This window comes from Paenarthrobacter sp. CC6 (assembly GCF_040560085.1).
GTDB lineage: Bacteria > Actinomycetota > Actinomycetes > Actinomycetales > Micrococcaceae > Arthrobacter > Arthrobacter nicotinovorans.
The window spans coordinates 306384-326057 of record NZ_JARDAN010000006.1; the positions used below are offsets into that span (position 1 = coordinate 306384).

The 19674-nt window shown below is 62.3% G+C and carries 17 protein-coding genes; 6 read left to right on the forward strand and 11 right to left on the reverse strand.

Features of this window, described 5'->3' with window-relative positions; all coding sequences use genetic code 11:
- The first annotated feature begins 54 nt into the window (after positions 1 to 54).
- Positions 55 to 2067 carry a M3 family metallopeptidase gene (locus PV760_RS06210; RefSeq protein WP_354627359.1) on the forward strand — a complete coding sequence of 671 codons (2013 nt, stop codon included), beginning with the start codon at positions 55 to 57 and terminating at the stop codon, positions 2065 to 2067.
- A 58-nt stretch (positions 2068 to 2125) separates the two neighbouring features.
- On the opposite strand, the gene pdxS is transcribed toward PV760_RS06210, so the two are convergent.
- From pdxS to PV760_RS06245, 7 genes are all read right to left on the reverse strand, one after another.
- Entirely contained in the window at positions 2126 to 3052 is a 927-nt protein-coding gene (gene pdxS, locus PV760_RS06215; protein WP_020608520.1) for a pyridoxal 5'-phosphate synthase lyase subunit PdxS, read from the reverse strand.
- A gap of 213 nt (positions 3053 to 3265) precedes the next feature.
- Positions 3266 to 3892 (reverse strand): phosphatidylinositol phosphate synthase, encoded by a 627-nt coding sequence (pgsA, locus tag PV760_RS06220; RefSeq protein WP_354627360.1) that lies wholly within the window; start codon positions 3890 to 3892, stop codon positions 3266 to 3268.
- Positions 3882 to 4475: an HIT family protein gene (locus tag PV760_RS06225; protein WP_055976090.1), complete on the reverse strand. Its 594-nt coding sequence runs from the start codon at positions 4473 to 4475 to the stop codon at positions 3882 to 3884. The genes pgsA and PV760_RS06225 overlap by 11 nt, the downstream gene beginning before the upstream one ends.
- Before the next feature lie 18 nt (positions 4476 to 4493).
- Positions 4494 to 6503 carry a threonine--tRNA ligase gene (thrS, locus tag PV760_RS06230; protein ID WP_018777771.1) on the reverse strand — a complete coding sequence of 670 codons (2010 nt, stop codon included), beginning with the start codon at positions 6501 to 6503 and terminating at the stop codon, positions 4494 to 4496.
- Between the two features lie 128 nt (positions 6504 to 6631).
- Positions 6632 to 10132, reverse strand: coding sequence for a DNA polymerase III subunit alpha (locus tag PV760_RS06235; RefSeq protein ID WP_306877347.1), 3501 nt, complete (start codon positions 10130 to 10132; stop codon positions 6632 to 6634).
- Positions 10133 to 10135: 3 nt separating this feature from the next.
- Complete coding sequence (locus PV760_RS06240; RefSeq protein WP_039241704.1) at positions 10136 to 10468, reverse strand: DUF6504 family protein; 333 nt, start codon at positions 10466 to 10468, stop codon at positions 10136 to 10138.
- An 81-nt stretch (positions 10469 to 10549) separates the two neighbouring features.
- The gene (locus tag PV760_RS06245; protein WP_354627361.1) at positions 10550 to 11605 is read right to left on the reverse strand and encodes an FAD-dependent monooxygenase; all 1056 of its coding nucleotides are present in this window, start codon (positions 11603 to 11605) and stop codon (positions 10550 to 10552) included.
- A 58-nt stretch (positions 11606 to 11663) separates the two neighbouring features.
- Between PV760_RS06245 and PV760_RS06250 the strand changes: the two genes are divergently transcribed.
- Together PV760_RS06250 and PV760_RS06255 are read left to right on the forward strand one after the other, a co-directional pair.
- Positions 11664 to 12200, forward strand: coding sequence for a TetR/AcrR family transcriptional regulator (locus tag PV760_RS06250; RefSeq protein WP_354627362.1), 537 nt, complete (start codon positions 11664 to 11666; stop codon positions 12198 to 12200).
- A gap of 59 nt (positions 12201 to 12259) precedes the next feature.
- On the forward strand, positions 12260 to 12649 hold the full coding sequence (locus PV760_RS06255) for a hypothetical protein (RefSeq protein WP_018777776.1): 390 nt from the start codon (positions 12260 to 12262) through the stop codon (positions 12647 to 12649).
- A gap of 3 nt (positions 12650 to 12652) precedes the next feature.
- Here PV760_RS06255 and PV760_RS06260 read toward each other — a convergent pair whose 3' ends face one another.
- The gene (locus PV760_RS06260) at positions 12653 to 13399 is read right to left on the reverse strand and encodes an SOS response-associated peptidase (RefSeq protein ID WP_018777777.1); all 747 of its coding nucleotides are present in this window, start codon (positions 13397 to 13399) and stop codon (positions 12653 to 12655) included.
- Between the two features lie 168 nt (positions 13400 to 13567).
- On the opposite strand from PV760_RS06260, the gene PV760_RS06265 reads away from it, so the two are divergent.
- The 3 genes from PV760_RS06265 (at position 13568) to PV760_RS06275 (ending at position 15688) form a co-directional block, all read left to right on the forward strand.
- Entirely contained in the window at positions 13568 to 13825 is a 258-nt protein-coding gene (locus PV760_RS06265; RefSeq protein WP_018777778.1) for a mycoredoxin, read from the forward strand.
- A gap of 142 nt (positions 13826 to 13967) precedes the next feature.
- Positions 13968 to 15053 carry an S-(hydroxymethyl)mycothiol dehydrogenase gene (locus tag PV760_RS06270; RefSeq protein ID WP_018777779.1) on the forward strand — a complete coding sequence of 362 codons (1086 nt, stop codon included), beginning with the start codon at positions 13968 to 13970 and terminating at the stop codon, positions 15051 to 15053.
- Complete coding sequence (locus tag PV760_RS06275; protein ID WP_110504704.1) at positions 15050 to 15688, forward strand: MBL fold metallo-hydrolase; 639 nt, start codon at positions 15050 to 15052, stop codon at positions 15686 to 15688. Before PV760_RS06270 ends, PV760_RS06275 begins: the two co-directional genes overlap by 4 nt.
- 9 nt (positions 15689 to 15697) lie before the next feature.
- On the opposite strand, the gene PV760_RS06280 is transcribed toward PV760_RS06275, so the two are convergent.
- The 3 genes from PV760_RS06280 to PV760_RS06290 all read right to left on the reverse strand — a co-directional run bounded on the left by PV760_RS06280 (position 15698) and on the right by PV760_RS06290 (position 19662).
- The gene (locus PV760_RS06280) at positions 15698 to 18025 is read right to left on the reverse strand and encodes an FdhF/YdeP family oxidoreductase (protein ID WP_354627364.1); all 2328 of its coding nucleotides are present in this window, start codon (positions 18023 to 18025) and stop codon (positions 15698 to 15700) included.
- An 84-nt stretch (positions 18026 to 18109) separates the two neighbouring features.
- The gene (locus PV760_RS06285; protein WP_018777782.1) at positions 18110 to 18859 is read right to left on the reverse strand and encodes a lipoate--protein ligase family protein; all 750 of its coding nucleotides are present in this window, start codon (positions 18857 to 18859) and stop codon (positions 18110 to 18112) included.
- Positions 18859 to 19662, reverse strand: coding sequence for a thioesterase family protein (locus PV760_RS06290; protein WP_018777783.1), 804 nt, complete (start codon positions 19660 to 19662; stop codon positions 18859 to 18861). The genes PV760_RS06285 and PV760_RS06290 overlap by 1 nt, the downstream gene beginning before the upstream one ends.
- Positions 19663 to 19674: the final 12 nt, after the last annotated feature.

The window sequence follows — 19674 nt, forward strand, 5'->3', positions numbered from 1 at the left end:
GGAACCAGGCGTGCCGCTCTTGAGGACACGATTCTTACGTGAAAGAGTCACTTCATGACCAATCCCCTGCTTGACCCCAGCCCCCTGCCGTACGGACTGCCGCCCTTCGCGCACATCTCTGCGGCCCACTATGCCGAGGCAGTGGAGGCCGGGCTGGCAGCTCACCTGGAGGAGATAGACGCGATCACCGGCAATGCGGACCCTGCCACCTTCCTGAACACAGCGGTGGCAATGGAGCGCTCCGGCCTTCTCCTGAACAGGGCAGCAGCGGCCTTCTTCACCCTTGTCTCAGCGGATGCGGGCGATGACATCAAGGCGCTTGAAACTGAACTTTCCCCCAGGTTTTCGGCCCACCAGGACGCCGTATACATGAACCGCGGCCTTTACGAACGCTTCTCTGCCATCGACGTCGACGGCCTCGATGCTGAGTCCGTCCGGCTTGTGCAGGAATACCTCAAGGAGTTCCGCCAATCCGGCATCCAGCTCGATGACGCCGGACAGGACCGGCTCCGTACAGTCAACGCCGAACTCTCCCGGCTGGGCACTGAATTCGGCCAGCGGACCAAGGAAGCCATGAAAGCCTCCGCCCTGCTTCTCGACAACCCGGCCGACCTTGCCGGCCTGCCGGAAGAGGACGTCGCAGGAGCCGCTGAAGCTGCGAAGGCCGCCGGTCACGACGGCAAGTACCTCCTCACCTTGATCCAACCCAGCAACCAGCCCGCTCTCGCGTCCCTCGAAAACCGGACCATCCGCCGTCGTTTGTTTGAAGCGTCCCTGTCGCGCGGCACTGATGGCGGACCACTGGACGTGCGGGAAATTGTGACGGCAACCGTGCGGTTGCGTGCGGAAAAGGCAGCCCTGCTCGGCTTCGCCAACTTTGCCGAACTCGTGGTGGACCAACAGACCGCGCCCGACTTCAGCAATGTCCAGGCCATGCTTCGCCGGTTGGCACCCGCAGCCGTCCGCAACGCACAAGCCGAGGCCGACGCCCTGGCCGGAACTGCGGGACATCACCTCGAGCCGTGGGACTGGGCCTACTACTCAGCCCGGGTCCGGAAGGAAAAATTCCAGGTGGACGAGCAGGCGATCCGCCCCTACTTCGCCCTGGAAAGCGTGCTGAACGACGGCGTCTTCCACGCTGCGACCCAGCTATATGGCATTACGTTCCATGAACGCGAAGACCTCGAGGGATACCATCCCGACGTGCGCGTATGGGAAGTCCGCGACGAAGACGGGACTGGCCTTGGCCTCTTCCTTGGCGACTACTACACCAGGGAGAGCAAACGTGGCGGGGCGTGGATGAACTCCCTCGTTGAACAATCCAGCCTCCTGGGTACGCGCCCCGTGGTGATCAACAACCTCAACATCACCAAGCCCGCTCCAGGCGAGCCCACGCTGTTGTCCCTGGATGAGGTCCGGACAGTGTTCCACGAATTCGGCCATGCACTGCACGGCCTGTTCTCCAGTGTTACGTACCCGCGCTTCTCCGGGACATCCGTGCCCCGGGACTTTGTGGAATACCCGTCGCAGGTCAACGAAATGTGGATCATGTGGCCAGAGGTCCTGGCCAACTACGCCCGGCACCACAGCAGCGGGGAAGCGCTCCCCCAAGTCATCGTGGATAAGCTCAACGACTCATTGTTGTGGGGCGAAGGCTTCGCGACGACAGAATACCTGGGCGCCGCTTTGCTTGACCTTTCCTGGCATGTGCTTTCCCAAGCCGACGTACCCGGGGATGTCCTGGCGTTCGAAGCCAAGGCACTTGCCGAGGCATCCATTGCCCACCCTTTGATCCCGCCGCGTTACCGCAGCGGCTATTTCCAGCACATCTTCGCCGGAGCGGGCTACGCAGCCGGGTACTACTCGTACATCTGGAGTGAGGTCCTCGATGCGGACACGGTGGAATGGTTCAAGGAAAACGGCGGGTTGACCCGCGCCAACGGTGACCGGTTCAGGTCCGAACTGCTCTCCCGGGGCAACAGCCGTGACCCTCTGGAGTCATTCCGCTTGTTCCGCGGACGCGACGCCGAACTGGCACCACTCCTGAAGCGCCGCGGCCTCGACTAGGAACGACGGCGGCCGACCACCCTTGGGGGGTGGCCGGCCGCCGCCGTACGGTTAGCTGTTACCAGCCGCGCTCTGCGAGGCGGTGGGGCTGCGGGATTTCGTCGACGTTGATGCCGACCATCGCTTCGCCCAGGCCGCGGGAGACCTTGGCAATAACATCGGGGTCATCGTAGAACGTGGTGGCCTTGACGACGGCGGCGGCACGCTCTGCCGGGTTGCCGGACTTGAAGATACCGGAACCGACGAACACGCCATCGGCGCCGAGCTGCATCATCATCGCAGCATCAGCCGGGGTCGCGATGCCACCGGCAGTGAACAACACCACCGGAAGCTTGCCCGTGGCAGCGATCTCCTTGACCAGCTCATACGGGGCCTGCAGCTCCTTGGCCGCAACATACAGCTCGTCCTCGGGCAGGGCAGCGAGCTTGGCGATCTCCGAACGGATCTTGCGCATGTGGCCCGTGGCGTTGGAAACATCCCCGGTACCGGCCTCGCCCTTGGAACGGATCATCGCCGCGCCCTCGTTGATGCGACGCAACGCCTCACCCAGGTTGGTGGCACCACAGACGAACGGAACAGTGAAGTTCCACTTGTCGATGTGGTTGATGTAGTCCGCCGGGGTCAGGACCTCGGACTCATCGATGTAGTCAACACCGAGGGACTGCAGGACCTGGGCTTCGACGAAGTGGCCGATACGGGCCTTGGCCATCACCGGGATGGACACGGCAGCGATGATCTGATCGATCATGTCCGGATCGGACATGCGGGACACGCCACCCTGGGCGCGGATATCAGCCGGGACACGCTCAAGCGCCATCACGGCGACCGCACCGGCATCCTCGGCGATGCGGGCCTGCTCGACGTTAACGACGTCCATGATGACGCCGCCCTTGAGCATCTCAGCCATGCCCCGCTTAACGCGGCTGCTGCCCGTGACGCTGTTCGCGGACGAACCGGCTTCGTTGCTTACATCTGGTGTAGACACAAAAACCCCTATGGGTAGATAAACGACCTTCTTGCCGGAGGCACGCGCAGCACACGACCGCGTTCAGCGCACACCGGGTTTCAGGTCAAGGTGACCAAGTACTAGTAATAGTAGTCGCACGTTGCATGGCGGCAGTACATTCATTACCGCCTTGCAGGGCAACAAACAGGGGTGTGGTAGGACACCTGCACAATCGGCGGGAGCCGACTCTGGTCAGATGCCAGTTCCCTCGGCCTCTGCCATGGCCTGCTTGCGGACCGTAGCCATTCTTTGGACTACCGTGACAACGCTGGCCAGTGCCAGCAGGACCAGGGTTGCAAACAGCACCACGGGTGGAAGTCCCAGGCCCGTGAGCCCGGCAACCAACAGGACCGATGCGAGTCGTTCGGCCCGTTCTGCAATCCCAACGCTGGCGTGGTAGCCAAGCGATTCGGCTTTGGCCCTCGCGTAGGAGACAACCATGCCGAGGACCAGGCAGACGACGGCGGCCGTCCCGATTGCGGTGTCCTTGCCTCCGGTGAAGAACCAGATAGTGAGGCCCGCGAAAATGGCGCCGTCGGCCAGGCGGTCCAACGTGGAATCAAGAAAGTTGCCCCAACCGCCGCTTCTGCCTTGCAGCCGGGCCATGATGCCGTCCACGACGTCCGAGAAAGCGAAGAACGCAACCACCACAGAACCCCACCACAAGTGGCCCAAGGGGTAGAGGATGAGTCCGCCCAGGATGACGCCGGCGGTGCCCGCAATAGTGACCACGTCAGGTGACACGCCGATCCTCAGGAGCCAGCGCGCCAAAGGGGTAAAGAGTGAAGTGAAGAAGCCGCGCGCATGCCTATTGAGCATTCGACTCCCCCGGCCAGGCTTCGGCCACTAGTTTGCGGACCTCGTCCAAGGTCTGCGTGATGGCTTTGGTCTGGGCGATGATGGGAAAGAAATTGCCGTCCCCGCCCCAGCGCGGAACTACGTGCTGGTGAAGATGGGCAGCGATGCCCGCCCCGCCGGTAACACCTTGGTTCATGCCCAGGTTGAAACCGCTGGGATTCGAAACCTTCCGGAGCACACGCATGGCGGTCTGGGTAAGATCAGCGAACTCCGCTGTCTCTTCCACCGTAATATCCGTGTAGTCGGGGACGTGGCGGTAGGGGCAGATCAGCAGGTGGCCCGGGTTGTACGGGAACAGGTTGAGCACGACATAGCAGGTCTTTCCCCGGTGGACGATGAGCGATTCCTCGTCAGAGCGGCTCGGCCCTACACAGAACGGGCAGTCATCCTTGTTCTTGAATTGATCCTGCCCGCCCTTGATGTAGGCCATGCGGTGGGGAGTCCACAGGCGCTGAAACGCATCCGGAACGCCTGCGAGTCCGAAATCATCGGTTACGTCTGCGTCGCCCGGAAGGTCAGCTGCCGCGCCTGTGTTCTCCTGCACCGTCACTTTTCCGTTCCGTCAGCTCTCGCGGTTCTTTACGGCGTCGACTATCCTGCGGACCGCTTCTTCCACGGGAACACCGTTATCCTGGCTGCCGTCCCTGAACCGGAATGACACGGCGCCCGCTTCGGCATCCTCACCGCCGGCAATCAATACAAAGGGAATCTTGTCCTTGCTGGCTGTACGGATCTTCTTCGGGAAGCGATCCGAGGAAATGTCCACCTCGGCACGGATGCCTGCAGCCTTCAACTGCCCGACGACGTCAAACATGTAGTCGTTGAATGCCTCGGCCACGGGAATGCCAACTACCTGGACCGGAGCAAGCCAGGCCGGGAAGGCCCCGGCATAGTGTTCGGTGAGCACACCCATGAAGCGTTCAACAGAACCGAAGAGCGCCCGGTGGATCATGACGGGACGCTGGCGCGTTCCGTCGGCCGCCTGGTATTCCAGTTCGAAGCGTTCGGGAAGATTGAAGTCCAGCTGGATGGTGGACATTTGCCAGGTCCGGCCCAGCGCGTCCTTCGCCTGAACCGAAATCTTCGGGCCGTAGAACGCGGCTCCACCCGGATCCGGCACGAGTTCCAGCCCGGAAGCGGCCGCAACCTCGGAAAGAGTACGGGTGGCTTCTTCCCAGGCGGCGTCGTCACCAACGAACTTCTCTTCGTTCTTGGTGGACAGTTCCAGATAGAAATCGTCCAGGCCGTAGTCCTTGAGCAGGCCGAGGACGAAGTTCAGCGTGGTAGTGAGCTCGTCCTTCATCTGCTCGCGGGTGCAGTAAATGTGGGCATCGTCCTGTGTCATGCCGCGAACACGTGTCAGTCCATGCACAACGCCGGACTTCTCGTACCGGTACACCGAACCGAACTCGAACAGGCGCAACGGAAGTTCACGGTATGACCGGCCGCGAGAGCGGAAGATCAGGTTGTGCATGGGGCAGTTCATCGGCTTCAGGTAGTAGTCCTGGGCCGGCTTGCGCACCGTGCCGTCCTCGTTGAATTCGGCGTCCACCTGCATGGCAGGGAACATACCGTCCTTGTACCAGTCCAGGTGGCCTGAGACCTCGTACAGGTGACCCTTGGTGATGTGGGGTGTGTAGACAAATTCGTAGCCGGCGTCCACGTGGCGTTGGCGGGAGTAGTCCTCCATCGCCTTGCGGATGATCCCGCCCTTGGGGTGGAACACCGGGAGGCCTGAGCCCAGTTCATCCGGGAAGGAGAACAGATCCAACTCGACACCGAGCTTGCGGTGGTCGCGGCGCTCAGCTTCGGCGATGCGCTCCTGGTAGGCCTTCAGCGCTTCCTTGGTAGGCCACGCGGTTCCGTAGATACGCTGCAATTGCTGGTTGTTCTGGTTACCCAGCCAGTAGGCGGCCGAAGAACGCGTCAGCGCAAAAGCGTTGGCGATGATCTTGGTGTTCGGAAGGTGCGGACCGCGGCACAGATCGCACCAAACGCTTTCGCCGCTCTTCCTGTCCACGTTGTCGTAGATGGTGATGTCACCGGCGCCGACTTCGACGTTGACGCCTTCAGCGGCGTCGGAGGCGTCGTTCTTCTTGCCGAGTAGTTCCAGCTTGTAGGGTTCGCCGGCCATGGCTTCGCGCGCTTCGTCTTCGGTGACCACGCGGCGGACGAACTTCTGGTTCTGGTTGATGATCTTCTGCATCATCTTTTCCAGCTGGCGCAGGTCTTCCGGAGTGAAGGGCTCGGAGACATCGAAATCGAAATAGAAGCCGTCAGTGATGTACGGGCCGATGCCAAGCTTGGCATCAGGGCGCAGTTGCTGCACGGCCTGGGCCATGACGTGCGCGGTGGAGTGACGGAGGACGTTGAGGCCATCGGGAGATTCGATGGTGACACCTTCGACGTCTGCGTCGGCGGGGAGGACCTGGTCGAGGTCCTTGAGTTCGCCGTTGACACGGGCTACAACGACGTCGCGGCGCTCGAAGAAGAGTTCCGCGCCGGTAGTCCCTTCCGTCACCTTTGTCTCTTCGCCATCGACGATGAGGGTGATCTGTTGGGCATCTGACACGGGTGTCTCCTATTCATAGTTAAGGCTTCATAGCTTGTGGCGTACGGGGACCACAGCCAGCCACCGTCAATCGTATCCGCTCCGGCGAGGGCGGCCAAAGCAGCACGCCGGGCCGGGATTCAGGGTGTTCAGCTTCCCAGCCCGGTAATGGCAAGGTTCCGTGAAATGCCGTGGAGGGGGCCGGGAATCGTGTATTCGTCCGTCGGCACTTCACCGCCGCGGATGAGTTCCGGATAAGGAAGCGATTCGGGCCGGCCAAGGTCCCAGGCCTTGCTCGCGCTCAGGCTGATTCCCCTGGGACCTGTCCTCCTGGTGGTTCCCCGGATCAGCAGCAAGCGTGTGCCGAACAGCAACGGTCCCGATTCTTCCTGGGCTTCGTGGAAGAAAACCGAATCCACACATCCAGTGCCGTCATCGATACTGATGAAGACCACCCGCCGCCCACCGCGCATGGGAGGGGTTTGGGTGGCAACGCGCACCCCGGCCACCAGGACCTCCGTTCCGTTGCGCAAGCCAAGGAGTTGGTCGGCCGTCGTCACTCCCAATTTCGCCAGGAGGGGCCGGTGGCTTTCCATCAAGTGTTCGCTGACATCCACGGCCATGAGGTCAAGCTCTGCCCTGACATTTTCAATCATTGTGGTGGGAGGAAGTTCCGGGGCGAGGTTCTTCAGCTCGACATCTCCCAGTGCAAACGACAACTGCCCTTCGATGACACCGTTCGGTTTTTTTGAGGGATTGTTCTGCATGGCTTGGAGATGCTGGACAAGGTCAGCACGGTTCGCCTTTCCACCGGAGTCTTTGTGCAGGGCATCGAAGGCGCCGAGTTGGGCCAGTCTTTTGATGTTTGGCTTGCTCACCCTGGCCCGGGTCCTCAGATCGGCCAAAGAATCGAAGGGCTGCCCGGCAACGATCCTCTTCAGCTCAGCCTTTGAGAGCCCGTAGATACCCGACAGGCTCAACCGGATGCCGAGTTTGCCATGGTCCGGGCCTTCCACGATTTTCTCAACCCTGTACTCAGCCTGGCTCCGGTTGATGTCCAGCGGCAGGATGGGAATACCGAGCCTGCGGGCTTCAGCCACCAATAGCCGCTTGGGGTACATCCCGGGATCATGCTCCCACAGGCCCGCCAGGAAGGCTTCGGGGTGATGGGCTTTCAGCCAGGCCGACTGGTAGGTAGGAACAGCAAAGGCAGCCCCGTGTGCCTTGCAGAACCCAAAGCTGCCAAAGGCCTTGAGCGTGCCCCAGACCTTGTCCACCACTTCAGGGGTGTAGTTCCTGATCGCTTCCCTACGGAAGTACTTCTCCACCTCGGGTTCACGGACTTCATCACCGAGTGCCCGCCGGAATTCATCAGCCCTTGCCAGTCCGCACCCGGTCATGACATCGAAGGTCTTCAGGATCTGCTCATGGAACACCGTCACACCATGGGTTTCCTCCAAAACTGGTTTGAGGTCCTGATGCGGGTACACCTCAGGTGCAAAACCGTGCCTGTGCTCCAGGAAGGGACGCACCATATCCGACTTCATGGGCCCGGGCCGGAACAAAGAAATATCAATGATGAGGTCGTTGAATTCACGCGGGGCCATCTTCCCGATGAGTTCCCGTTGACCCGGCGACTCGATCTGGAAACACCCCAATGTGTGGGTGCTGCGGATCAGTTCAAACGTTGGCTCGTCGTCGAAAGGAACGGCGTTGAGCTCAATCCTCCCGTCCTCGTCAATGAAGTCCGGCCCTGAGCCTTCCGGTCCTGCCGGGTGCCTTCCTGCAGCAACCACTTCGGCTTTGGAAGGATGCAGCCGGATTACCTCCCTTACGGCGAAGGCCATTGCGCTTTGCATCCGTACCCCCAGGACATCCAGTTTGAGCATGCCCATGGGATCCATGTCGTGTTTGTCGAACTGGCTCATGGGCAAACCAAGGCCGCTGGGCTGGACAGGGGTCCGGTCAAGGAGGGTGGCATCTCCCAGGATGACGCCACAAGGGTGCATGGAAATGTGCCGGGGCAGCCGGTCCAGCCTTTCGGTCAGGTCCACCAGGAGGTCGAGTTGCTGGTTCTCCTCCATTCCTCCGCGTTCCACCCGGCCGGCAAAGTCACGAAGCTCAGGCTTTTCCACCAGCGCTTCGCGGAATTTCCTTGCGGAGAATCTCCAGAGCTGCTTGGCGATATCGCTGACTTCGCCCTCATCCATCCCCAGCGCCATACCGGCATCCCTGACAGCACCACGCGCCCTGTACCCGTTCTGCATGCTCATGAGGGTCACCCGTTCAGACCCGAACCGATCAAAAATCTTCCGGTACACGTTGTGGCGTTCCGCGCTCTCGACGTCGATGTCAATGTCAGGAAGTGTTGACCGGCGTCCGGACAGAAACCGTTCAAAAATGAGGTCGTGGCGGATGGGATCAACCTGGCTGATGTCGATCAGGTAATTGACCAGGCTGGAGGCCCCTGAGCCACGTGCGGCAACCCTGACGCCCATGTCCAGGATCATCTTGGAAACCTCTGCCACGGTAAGGAAGTAGGACCCGAAGCCGAGCCTGCCAATGATCCCGAGTTCGTGCTCCAACCGCGAGCGCACCCGGTTCTCCGCTTCCGTGCTGAGGCCGGGGAAACGTCTGGTGATTCCTGCTTCGCAGCGTTGGGTCAGTTCCACCATGGGGTGGTTGTCGATGCCAATGATGGAGGCCTCGGGCACGACGGGTTGTTTCCATCCCATGTCCGGAACGGGGTCAATCCGGCATTTGTCGGCGAGCGCTTCAGTGTTGGTGAGCAGTTTGTTCAAGTCTGCTTGCCCAAGGCCTGCTGCGTTCATGATTTCTTTGCCGAGCTGGAGCATGTGGTGGCGGTTTTTCAGCCATCCCTGCCCGGTGGGTTGGAGCATGGGCGCGGTGGAGAGCTCGGGGAGGGATTTCAGGGTGCGTGCTGAGTCGAGGACGTCGGCGGTTGCCGCGCCGTCCTGGGCGCAATAGCGCACGGCGTTGCTGAGGATGGCCGGGACGTTGTATTCGAGGGCGAGTTTGAGCATGCGGACGGCATGGGCTGTGCTGAGGGGTTCGCCCGGTGCGCTGAGGTGGGACACGGTTTCAGCGACGATGGTGCCTGGTGGCATGGCGTCGATCCATTGTTTGAAGAGGGTTCTGGGCCTCAGGTATTTTCGTCCGCCCATGGCTCTTCCGACATCGGAGTCCGGTCCGATCATGACCGTGAGGACGGGTTTGAGGGTTGTGGGGTCCAGGGTCCTGGAGGCAAGTTCTCCCCTGGTTACTGCTACGGGGACTGCTCCTCCGGCTTTTCCCGAGGTGCGTGCGTGGGCATCCGATACCAAGCGGCACAGTGCCCGGTATCCGGCACCGTTGTTATGGCCGTGGGCCAGTACGACGACGCGGCCCGCGACCTGGGTGCGGTGGTCGCCGTCGTCGTCGAAGACTGCCAGGTCAACGCCGACGATGGGGTCGATGCCTGCGTCCATGCAGGCTTTGAGGTGTTTGACGGTGCCATAGAGGCCGTCCCTGTCTGTGCAGGCGAGCGCCGTTGCTCCGTCGGCTGCGGCTGTTTGGGCTAGTTCGTCGGGCCAGGAGACGCCGTAGTGCGCGCTGAAGGCGGTTGAGACGTGCAGGTGGGTAAAGCTCAAGGTTCACGCTGCTTCGTCTGGTTCGACGGATCGGGCCGGGGCGGCGTCGTGGATGCGGAGCAGTCTCCACCGGCCGCTGCCGAGGTGCCGAACCAGGTCCAGTGTGATGGCTTGGCCGCTCTGTTGTGGTTGAAGCTGGACCCGCCAGATCTCGTGGTCGACCAGGCCTGCGCCGCCGCCGATGGGTGCACGGTTTTCTTCGACCCACCATTGGCGGCGTTCGAACCAACGGACGGGCTCGTTGGTGACGGTGTAATGCGCCCCTTTCCATTGAACTTCCTGTGGCTGGCCTGTTTCCGTGCAGATCACTCCGACGGACTCGCTGAACAGCCCCATTTCACACCTCGTTACGCCGGTCCGGTTTGATTCGAAAGTATGTTCGAATAATTCCAGTTTACGCCGACGTACGGGCAAAACCTACTTCGAAGTTCCCGCCTGTGCAGAAGCCTTGGAGACACGCTTTCCAACCCGCCTCAGCAAGCCATCACGCCACGGTTGCATTCCTTGCGCCAGCGCGACTCTTCCCATAAGGGCCGAGGCGAGCCTTAGCTGCTGGGTGCGGAGGACGCGCTTTCTGCCATAGGCGGCGAGCGCGGAATCCAGGGGTTGTTCGTTGAGCAGGTCCCCTAACGTCACGGCATCGATGAGCGCTTCGCAGGCGCCCCTGCCCAGGTTTGGTGTCATGGCGTGGGCAGCATCCCCCACCAACACCACGTTGCCCCGGGAGTAGCGGGCCAATGGCGGGGTTGTCCAGATGCGTTGGGCCAGGGAGGTTTCCGGTGACGCCTGGGCAAGAACAGCCTTTACGGCCCCCGAGTATCCGGCATAGCGGCGCCGGGTAACGTCCAGGGCTTCGAGGACATCCACCTTGTCCGGTCCAAGATCCGACCGGTAGGAGGCATACCAGTTGGTTCCGCCTACCGCTGGTGCCAGGCCGAAGATCTCTCCCCTGCCCCAGTACTCGCCGACATCACCGGCCTGGGGCGTGCTTGGGACCACTCCCCTGACGGCCAGGTACGGGGTTGGCCTGGCGGCGCTCCGTTGGCCCCAATGGCTTCGCCGGACCACACTGTTGACCCCGTCCGCACCCACGGTCAGCCACGCTCCACCCGGAACACTGTCAACCCTGCCCACCACGCGGCTTACCGATGACGGCACCGCCGTGTTCAACAGCCTCAGCAGCTCGGGCCGGGATATGCCCACCAGCCCTCCCCCTTCCATGGACAGCACCGCTTCTCCCTTTGGGCTGCGCAGGGCTCCGGCTGTGATGACGGATCCCCGGCTCCGCACAGGACCGAGGATTCCGATTTTCGACAAGGCATCCTGGGCTCCGGGCCACATGGCCAGTGTTGTCCCCACGGTTGGCAGCTGGGGCCTTTGTTCGTACACCGTGACGTCGAACGCGCCCGGGTCCAGTCTTGCTGCGAGCGCCAGGCCGGCAATGCCCCCACCGATGATGTTCACCTTTTTCATGCCTACACTGTACTACTACATTTGTAGTAACAACAGGAAGTGAAGCTAGACTTTGGCCATGGCCGACCGACGAACCCAGCTAGCCGACGCCGCGCTCGCCGTCGTCGCCGAGCAGGGCCTCAAAGGACTGACCCACCGTGCCGTCGATGCCCGGGCCGGCGTCGCCCTCGGAACCACGTCGAACTACTTCCGCAACCGCGCCGCCCTGGTGGGTGCCGCCGTCGACCGCGTTGAAGAACTGGACAGCCTCCTGCTGCAAGGTGACCACAGGGAGCTTCCGACGACGACGGCGGCCTTGGCGGAGCAGCTCGCCGCTGCGGTCATGGGACTCACCGATACAAACGCCCCGCTCACCAGGGCGCGATTCGTCTTCGCCCTCGACCAGCCCGGAACAGTGGCCGCCGGTCATGAGCGGCTGGTCTCCGCTTTGGCGCAGCTGCTCGAACGCCTGGGATTATCCGATCCCCGGGCCCGCGCCGAAGCGGTATCCGATTACAGCGACGGCCTGGCCTTGCACCTGCTCACCGCACGCAAGGGCAAAGGCGTCGACAAGGCAGCTGTCGCCAAAAACATCCAACTGCTCCTGGAAGGGTGAGCGGCCCTGGATGACCCGGAGGGGTGGACGGCAGCCGGTCCGCAGAGCAGGATTGTGGCATGAGCACCAATGACGCACTCCTGAAGCAGGTCAACATCTCCGCCGCGGACGACCACCTCGTGGCCCGATTCGAAATTGACGGCAACATACCAGGCTCCGGCGCTTACGTCGTGGGCCTTGTTGCTGCCAGCGAAGACTACTCCTCACAGCGCCGACTCGGCATCGAGTTCATGAACGGCGAAGCGATTTCGTTCTATTCCTTCAACCACTCGCTCAGCGCGGAGGAAAACTACGACATCAAAGGCGTGGAGCATTCCGGCAACGTCATCACCGGGAACTTCCCCATGTCCGCCATCCACGGACTCAGCAAAGGCCACGTCATGACCGCCTTCAGCGAAGCTGACGGCCGGGAATTCCAGTCCGGCGTACCGGTGAACGAAGCACTCTGACTCTCAGAAGAGTCCTTCCACCGGTTCGATAAGTTCCGGTGAGTTGTTGCGGACATTTCCGACGGCGGTCCCCACCGGGTCCAGCGTCCAGTCAGCAGCAGCATCGTGCGCCCTCGAACGGACCATGTCCACCAGCCCTGCGGCGTCCTTCTCCCGCGGATCCAGCCATGCCTCCATTGTCTCTGTGCTCATCGGCAACGGAACACGGTCATGGAGCGCAGTAAGTTCGTCGAACACGGAGGCGCTGCGCCGTGTTCGGGCCGAGTCCGCCGTCGGAGTGTCTGCGGTGAGGATGGACATCGACAGCAGCCAGCGGCCCGGATCATCCGCCGGTGCCGCCTGGTCCCGCCACCACTCATACAAACCGGCAAACACCAGACCGTGCGCGTCGCCCGGATGAACATAATAGGGCTGCTTGTTCTTTCCCTCGCCTTTCTTCCACTCGTAATAGCCGTCAGCCGGCACAGCACACCGGCGGGCCACAGCAGCCTTCTTGAAGGAAGGCTTTTCCAGAAGGGTCTCGCTGCGGGCATTGATGAGCCGTGCCCCGCCCTTGGGATCCTTTGCCCAGGAAGGCACCAGCCCCCACTTGGCTACATGGAGCTGCCTCTTGACGTTGTCATCGACCAACCGCTCCAAAACGATCGGAACCGCGTCCGTCGGGGCAACATTCCAGGACTTCTCCAGGGCGATCTCGTTCTCAAGTTCGGCATCAAAATCGGCGAGCAGGTCTCCCACCGCACGGGCCATTACGTAACGTCCACACATGGCAACAGTCTGCCCTTTCCCGGGAAAACGCACCAGCGCGAGCGTGTGAGGCAACCCGTCTTCGTCGCCGGACGGGAATTATTCGGCACCGGGTTACCGTTGTTACGAACGAACCACTCCGTGCAAACGACAAATACTGAGGAGAGCTCTGTGGATTTCACTCCCGACTCCGGCACCATCACCATGTTCTCGACCACCTGGTGCGGCTACTGCAACCGCTTGAAGAAGCAGCTGGACGCCAAGGGCATCGGCTACACCGAGATCAACATCGAAGAAGTAGATGGCACGGCCGAACTCGTCGAGCAGCTCAACGGAGGCAACCGCACGGTACCCACCGTCCTCTTCCCGGACGGAACTGCCGCGACCAACCCCTCGGCGTCCGAGGTGGAAAGCCGCCTCGCCGCCTAGGTCCATCCGCATACAGCCGCTGGGCCCGCTCGGAACAATCCGCACACTGTCTGCCACCTGTGATAGACAGAATGGGAATCCGTAGCGGGCCCTGCTGCATTAACCGGGCCCGCCCTCCGCGAGCCCGAAGGGAACCACTCCAATGGTCCACGCAGTCAAAGGCGTCGTCGTCCGATCCAAAGGCGCACCCGCAACCCTCGAAACCATCCTTGTGCCCGAACCCGGCCCCGGCGAAGCCCTGGTGGACATCCTCACCAGCGGCGTCTGCCACACCGATCTGCACTACAAGCTCGGCGGCATCAGCGACGACTTCCCCTTCCTGCTGGGCCACGAAGCAACCGGCGTGGTCAGCGCGGTCGGCCCTGACGTCACGGAAGTAGCCCCCGGCGACCGCGTTGTCCTGAACTGGCGTGCCGTCTGCGGCAACTGCCGCGCCTGCAAACGCGGTCAGGCCCAGTACTGTTTCAACACCCACAACGCCACCCAGAAGATGACCCTCGAAGACGGCACCGAACTCTCCCCGGCGCTGGGCATCGGAGCCTTCATCGAAAAGACCTTGGTCGCCGCGGGCCAGTGCACCAAAGTAGACCCCGACGCTGACGCTGCCGCCGTTGGACTGCTCGGCTGCGGTGTCATGGCAGGGCTCGGCGCAGCCCTGAACACCGGCGGAGTCAAACGCGGCGATTCAGTCGCCGTCATCGGTTGCGGTGGCGTGGGTGTCGCAGCCATCGCCGGCGCCGCGCTCGCCGGCGCCACCACCATCATCGCCGTGGACATCGACGCCAAGAAGCTCGAACGCGCCAAGGACCTGGGCGCCACGCATACCGTTGATTCCTCCGCAGGGGACCCCGTCGAGGAAATCCGTGCTCTCACCGGCGGCTTCGGCGCAGATGTGGTGATCGACGCCGTCGGACGTCCCGAAACCTACAAGCAGGCCTTCTACGCACGCGACCTGGCCGGTACCGTCGTCCTTGTCGGCGTTCCCACGCCGGAGATGACCCTCGAACTGCCCTTGCTGGACGTTTTCGGCCGCGGCGGGTCCCTCAAATCCTCCTGGTACGGCGACTGCCTGCCGTCCCGCGATTTCCCCATGCTGGTGGACCTCTACAAACAAGGCAAGCTGGACCTGGATGCCTTCGTCACCGAACGCATCACCATCGACCAGGTGGAAGAGGCCTTCGACAAAATGCACCACGGCGCCGTCCTGCGATCGGTGGTTGAACTGTGAGCACCGATAACCTCAGCATCAGCAACGTCGTCACTTCCGGAACCTTCTCCCTGGACGGTGGCACCTGGGACGTGGACAACAACGTCTGGATCATCGGCGACGACTCCGAATGCATCGTCATAGACCCCGCCCACAACCCTGCCGCGATCTTGGACGCCGTGAACGGCCGCACGGTCACAGCAATTCTGCTCACGCACGGACACGACGACCACATCAGCTCGGCAGGCGAATTCCGCGAACTGGTCAAAGCACCCATCCACCTGCACCAGGACGACTGGATGCTGTGGGAAACGGTGTTCCCCGGGCAGAACCCTGACGCGGCCATCACGGACGGCCAGGAGTTCACTGTGGCCGGTGCGCAGCTCACGGCAATCCACACGCCCGGTCATTCACCCGGCTCGGTCTCCTTCCACCTGCCCAGCGAAGGCACGCTCTTCAGCGGAGACACCCTTTTCCAGGGCGGACCAGGTGCAACAGGGCGTTCCTACAGCGACTTCCCCACCATCATCGAGTCCATCAGGACCAAACTCCTGACACTGCCCGAAGAGACCGTTGTCCGCACGGGCCATGGCGACACCACCACCATCGGCGCGGAGAAACCGCACCTGGATGAATGGATAGCTCGCGGCCACTGACCCTTCGCCTCAAGCCTCCTTGCCGGCCGCCCCCTCGAACTCCGGGGCGGCGGCCGGCTCAAGGCGAATAATCACCGACTTCGAAGCAGGTGTGTTGCTTTCGTCTGCTGTCGAGTCCAGCGGGACGAGAACGTTCGCTTCGGGGTAGTATGCAGCCGCGCAGCCCCTGGCGGTCGGGTACGCAACCACCCGCAGTTGACGCAGAACCCGGTCCACGCCGTCATCGGCCTCGCTGTGAACGTCCACGTAGGAACCGTCCTCATGACCCAACTCCCCAAGGTCCTGGGGATTGACGAACAGAACCATGCGCCCCTTCCTGATACCCCTGTAGCGGTCGTTCAACGAATACATCGTGGTGTTGAACTGGTCATGGGACCGGATGGTCTGCAAAATCAGCCGCCCTTTCGGCAGCTCGATGGTCTCCAGATCATTGACCGTGAACATGGCCTTTCCGGAGGGGGTCGGGAACGTCCGGCTGTCCCTGGGTCCGTGCGGCAGAACAAAGCCATCTTTCTGGCGAATACGATCATTGAAGCCGTCAAAACCTGGCACAACGTGCGCGATATGGTCGCGGATGGCGTCGTAGTCGGACCGCAAACCCGACCAATCAACCGGCACCTTGCCGCCAAGGACCGCTTCAGCCAAACGGGTAACAATGGCGACCTCGGACATCACGCCGGCAGCGATCGGCTCCAACGTACCGGCGGAGCTGTGCACCGCGCAGACCGTGTCCTCCACAGTGACGAACTGCGCAACCCCACCCTGCCGGTCTATCTCCGTGCGTCCCAAAGCGGGCAGGATCAGCGCCTGCTCACCAACCACCACATGTGACCGGTTCAGCTTGGTGGAGATCTGCACGGACAAGCGCGTCCGCCTGACGGCTTCCTCCGCCACTGCGGTGTCCGAAATCGCGTGGACGAGGTTGCCACCGATCGCCACCAACACTTTGATCCTGCCGTCCCGCATACCGCGGATGCTGTCCACTGCGTCAACGCCGGGATTCCGGGGCGGATCGAAGCCGAACTCATCCCGCAGGGCGGCAAGGAACCGTGGTGGCATCTTTTCCCAAATGCCCATGGTCCGGTCGCCCTGGACATTGCTGTGGCCCCTGATGGGAGACGGACCGGCCCCCGGCTTGCCGATGTTACCGCGCAGCAGCAGGAGGTTAATGATCTCTTTGATGGTGGACACGGCCTTCTTATGCTGGGTCAGCCCCATGGCCCAGGTGATGATGACTTTTCCGGCGTGGAGGTAGCTTTCAGCGAGTTCATCGATTTCGTCGCTGCTCAGCCCTGTCGCGGCAAGGACTTCGCTTTCGCCCAGTGTTGCCAGGTGCGCGGCAAAACCCACGAAACCCTGGCATTGGGTATCGATGAAGGCCCTGTCCAGGACTGTCCCGGGCGCCGCGCTTTCAGCATCAAGGACCCGCTTGGATACTGCTTGCAATAACGCCATGTCGCCGGCCAAGCGGATCTGCAGGAACTGGTCCGCCAGGTCCGTGCCCTTTCCAACCAGGCCCCGGGGACGCTGGGGGTTCCGGAAATTGATCAGGCCCGCTTCCGGCAGGGGATTCACGGCCACGATCTTCGCGCCCGCCTGTTTGGCCTCTTCCAACGCGGTCAGCATCCGCGGATGGCAGGTGCCCGGGTTCTGTCCCATGATGATGATCAAGTCCGATGCCGCGAAGTCCTTGTACGTAATCGCTGATTTGCCTACACCGATCGTCTCGCCCATGGCAACGCCAGTGGACTCGTGGCACATATTTGAGCAGTCGGGAAGGTTGTTCGTCCCGAATGCCCGTACGAACAGTTGGTAGAGGAAGGCGGCCTCGTTGCTGGTCCGCCCGCTCGTATAGAACGTAGCCTGGTCCGGCGACTCAAGGGCGTTCAACTCCTGTGCGATGATTCCGAACGCCTCGTCCCAGCCAATGGGCACATACCGGTCCGCGCCTGCAGCTTTGTACACCGGTTCCACCAGACGGCCCTGCTGGCCGAGCCAATACTCCGGCCGGTGCGCCAACGAAGCCAAGGTATTTTCCGCCCAGAAAGCGGCAGGGATCCTGAGCGGCTCCGCCTCCCAGCCGATGGCTTTGGCGCCATTCTCACAAAATTCAGCACGTTTGCGTTCGGGGGGATCGGGCCACGCACAGCTCATGCAGTCAAAGCCGTCTTTTTGGTTGACAGCCCGGAGTGTCTTCCAGGCCCTCACCGGCCCCATGGACGACATGGCGTGCGGCAGTGTCTCAGTCAAGCTCGGCAAACCACCAGCGGACCGTTTGGGTGTACCGACGCTGAGTTCCGCGTCGGAATCCTCTATGGGGTGCTGTTTCCGGCCCATCGCTACACCGCGATTCGCGTGATTGGGTAACTGATCACCCCAGCCTAAACCCGGCGTGCAACAGGCTCAACGAAGCTGAGGCGGTCAACCCGCAAGACTGCGGAAGTCGCCGTCGACCACGTCCGCATAACCGCGGTAAGCCTCGACGACGGCGGCCTCCACGGTGGTGACATCCAGATGCGGCACCAGATCATTGGCAGCGCCGGCAGTTGCCGGGTCCCACTCCAGGCCGAGTGCGCCGTAACTGGCTGTGAGCACGTCCCGGATGGGCCCGGAGTTTTCCACCACGATCACCGAACTGAACAACCAGCCGCCGGAGACCACCCGCTGGGCGGTGCCGATGAGCTTGATCCGGTGAGCGGGAAAATCAGGGTCCTCGCCGTGCACGCTGAACTCACCCGGGCAGTACTCCCCCGGGATCTCGCCGACGGCGGCATGGACGCCAACGCTGCGAAGGGCACTGGCCAGCAGCTCCCCGAACTCCGCGAAGCGCGCCTTTGCACGGACAATGGCGTCCGGATGCGGCTCGATGTGGTCTATCACCAGGCTGCCTTGGTGATACGCGGCAGCACGGCCGCCTGCCTTGCGTATGAGTGGTTCGAAACCCAGCTCCCGGCAGGCTGTTTCCGCAGCGGCGAATCCCGGCAGGTTGGCGTCCCGCTGGCCGAACGCGACCGTGGGTTCGGGACGGTACAAGCGAAGGGAAGGGCCCAGCTGGCCACCGCGGGCACGCTTCAACAGTTCCAGGGCAAAATCGAGGTCGCCGGCAGCTCCGAGGGATTCCTGTTGCCGGTAAACCGTGAGCTGCTTACGGGTTTCGGCGGCTGCCTGCATCAGCTTTTCCTCAGCGTCAGGATCTGCTCGGCCCTGCCGAAGGGCCCGTGGACGTCATGAAGGACCGTGGAGGTCAACCCGATTCCATCGGCGCCAAACGAGACCTTGTTGTCCAGACCCAGCCATTCGCCGGAGGGCGAGCGATACATGTGGATCTGCAGGTCAACGTTCGGGAAGATGTAGCTGTCTTCGCCAGGCGGAACACGTGCCGCAATACCGTTGGCAGTATCCACGAGGCCCATCAGCCTGGCCAGGTCCGTGCTGTCCGCCTGGTCCGTCAGCGGATGGGACGTCCGGATCCAGACCTTTCCCGAACCGGGTCGGTGCCCCTCGGCAAGACGCATCTCCAGGGACCGGATATACCCGCCTGGCCAAACACTGGCACCATCCCAGGGCTTGCATTCGTCCGGGGCAGGCAGGGGTTCGTCCTCCACCGCCGCAACCGCGCTGGTATCGCTGGTGATCATCCGCCAGGCCGCAGCCCGAATGGCCACGCGACCGGCTGCTGAAAGTTCAGCCTGAATCAGTTCGATGGTCTTTCCCGGCCTCAGCGTCGAGGTGGTGACCTGAAACTCGCCACCGGGGATGAGGCCCAGGATTTCATAGCTGATCCGGGCAAGACGGACATCGTCCCTGGGCTCATGCCGAACCAGGGCATCGGCGAGGATGCCCGAGGCCGGTGCCATGTGTTGTTCGTGCGGATTCCAGGCGCCTTGGGCGTGGATCGTCGAGCGGAAACGGCCATCACCCAATGATTCGTAGTAGAAATCACCGTCCGCCAGTTCCGGTAATGCAGTAGTCAATCCGAGCCTTTC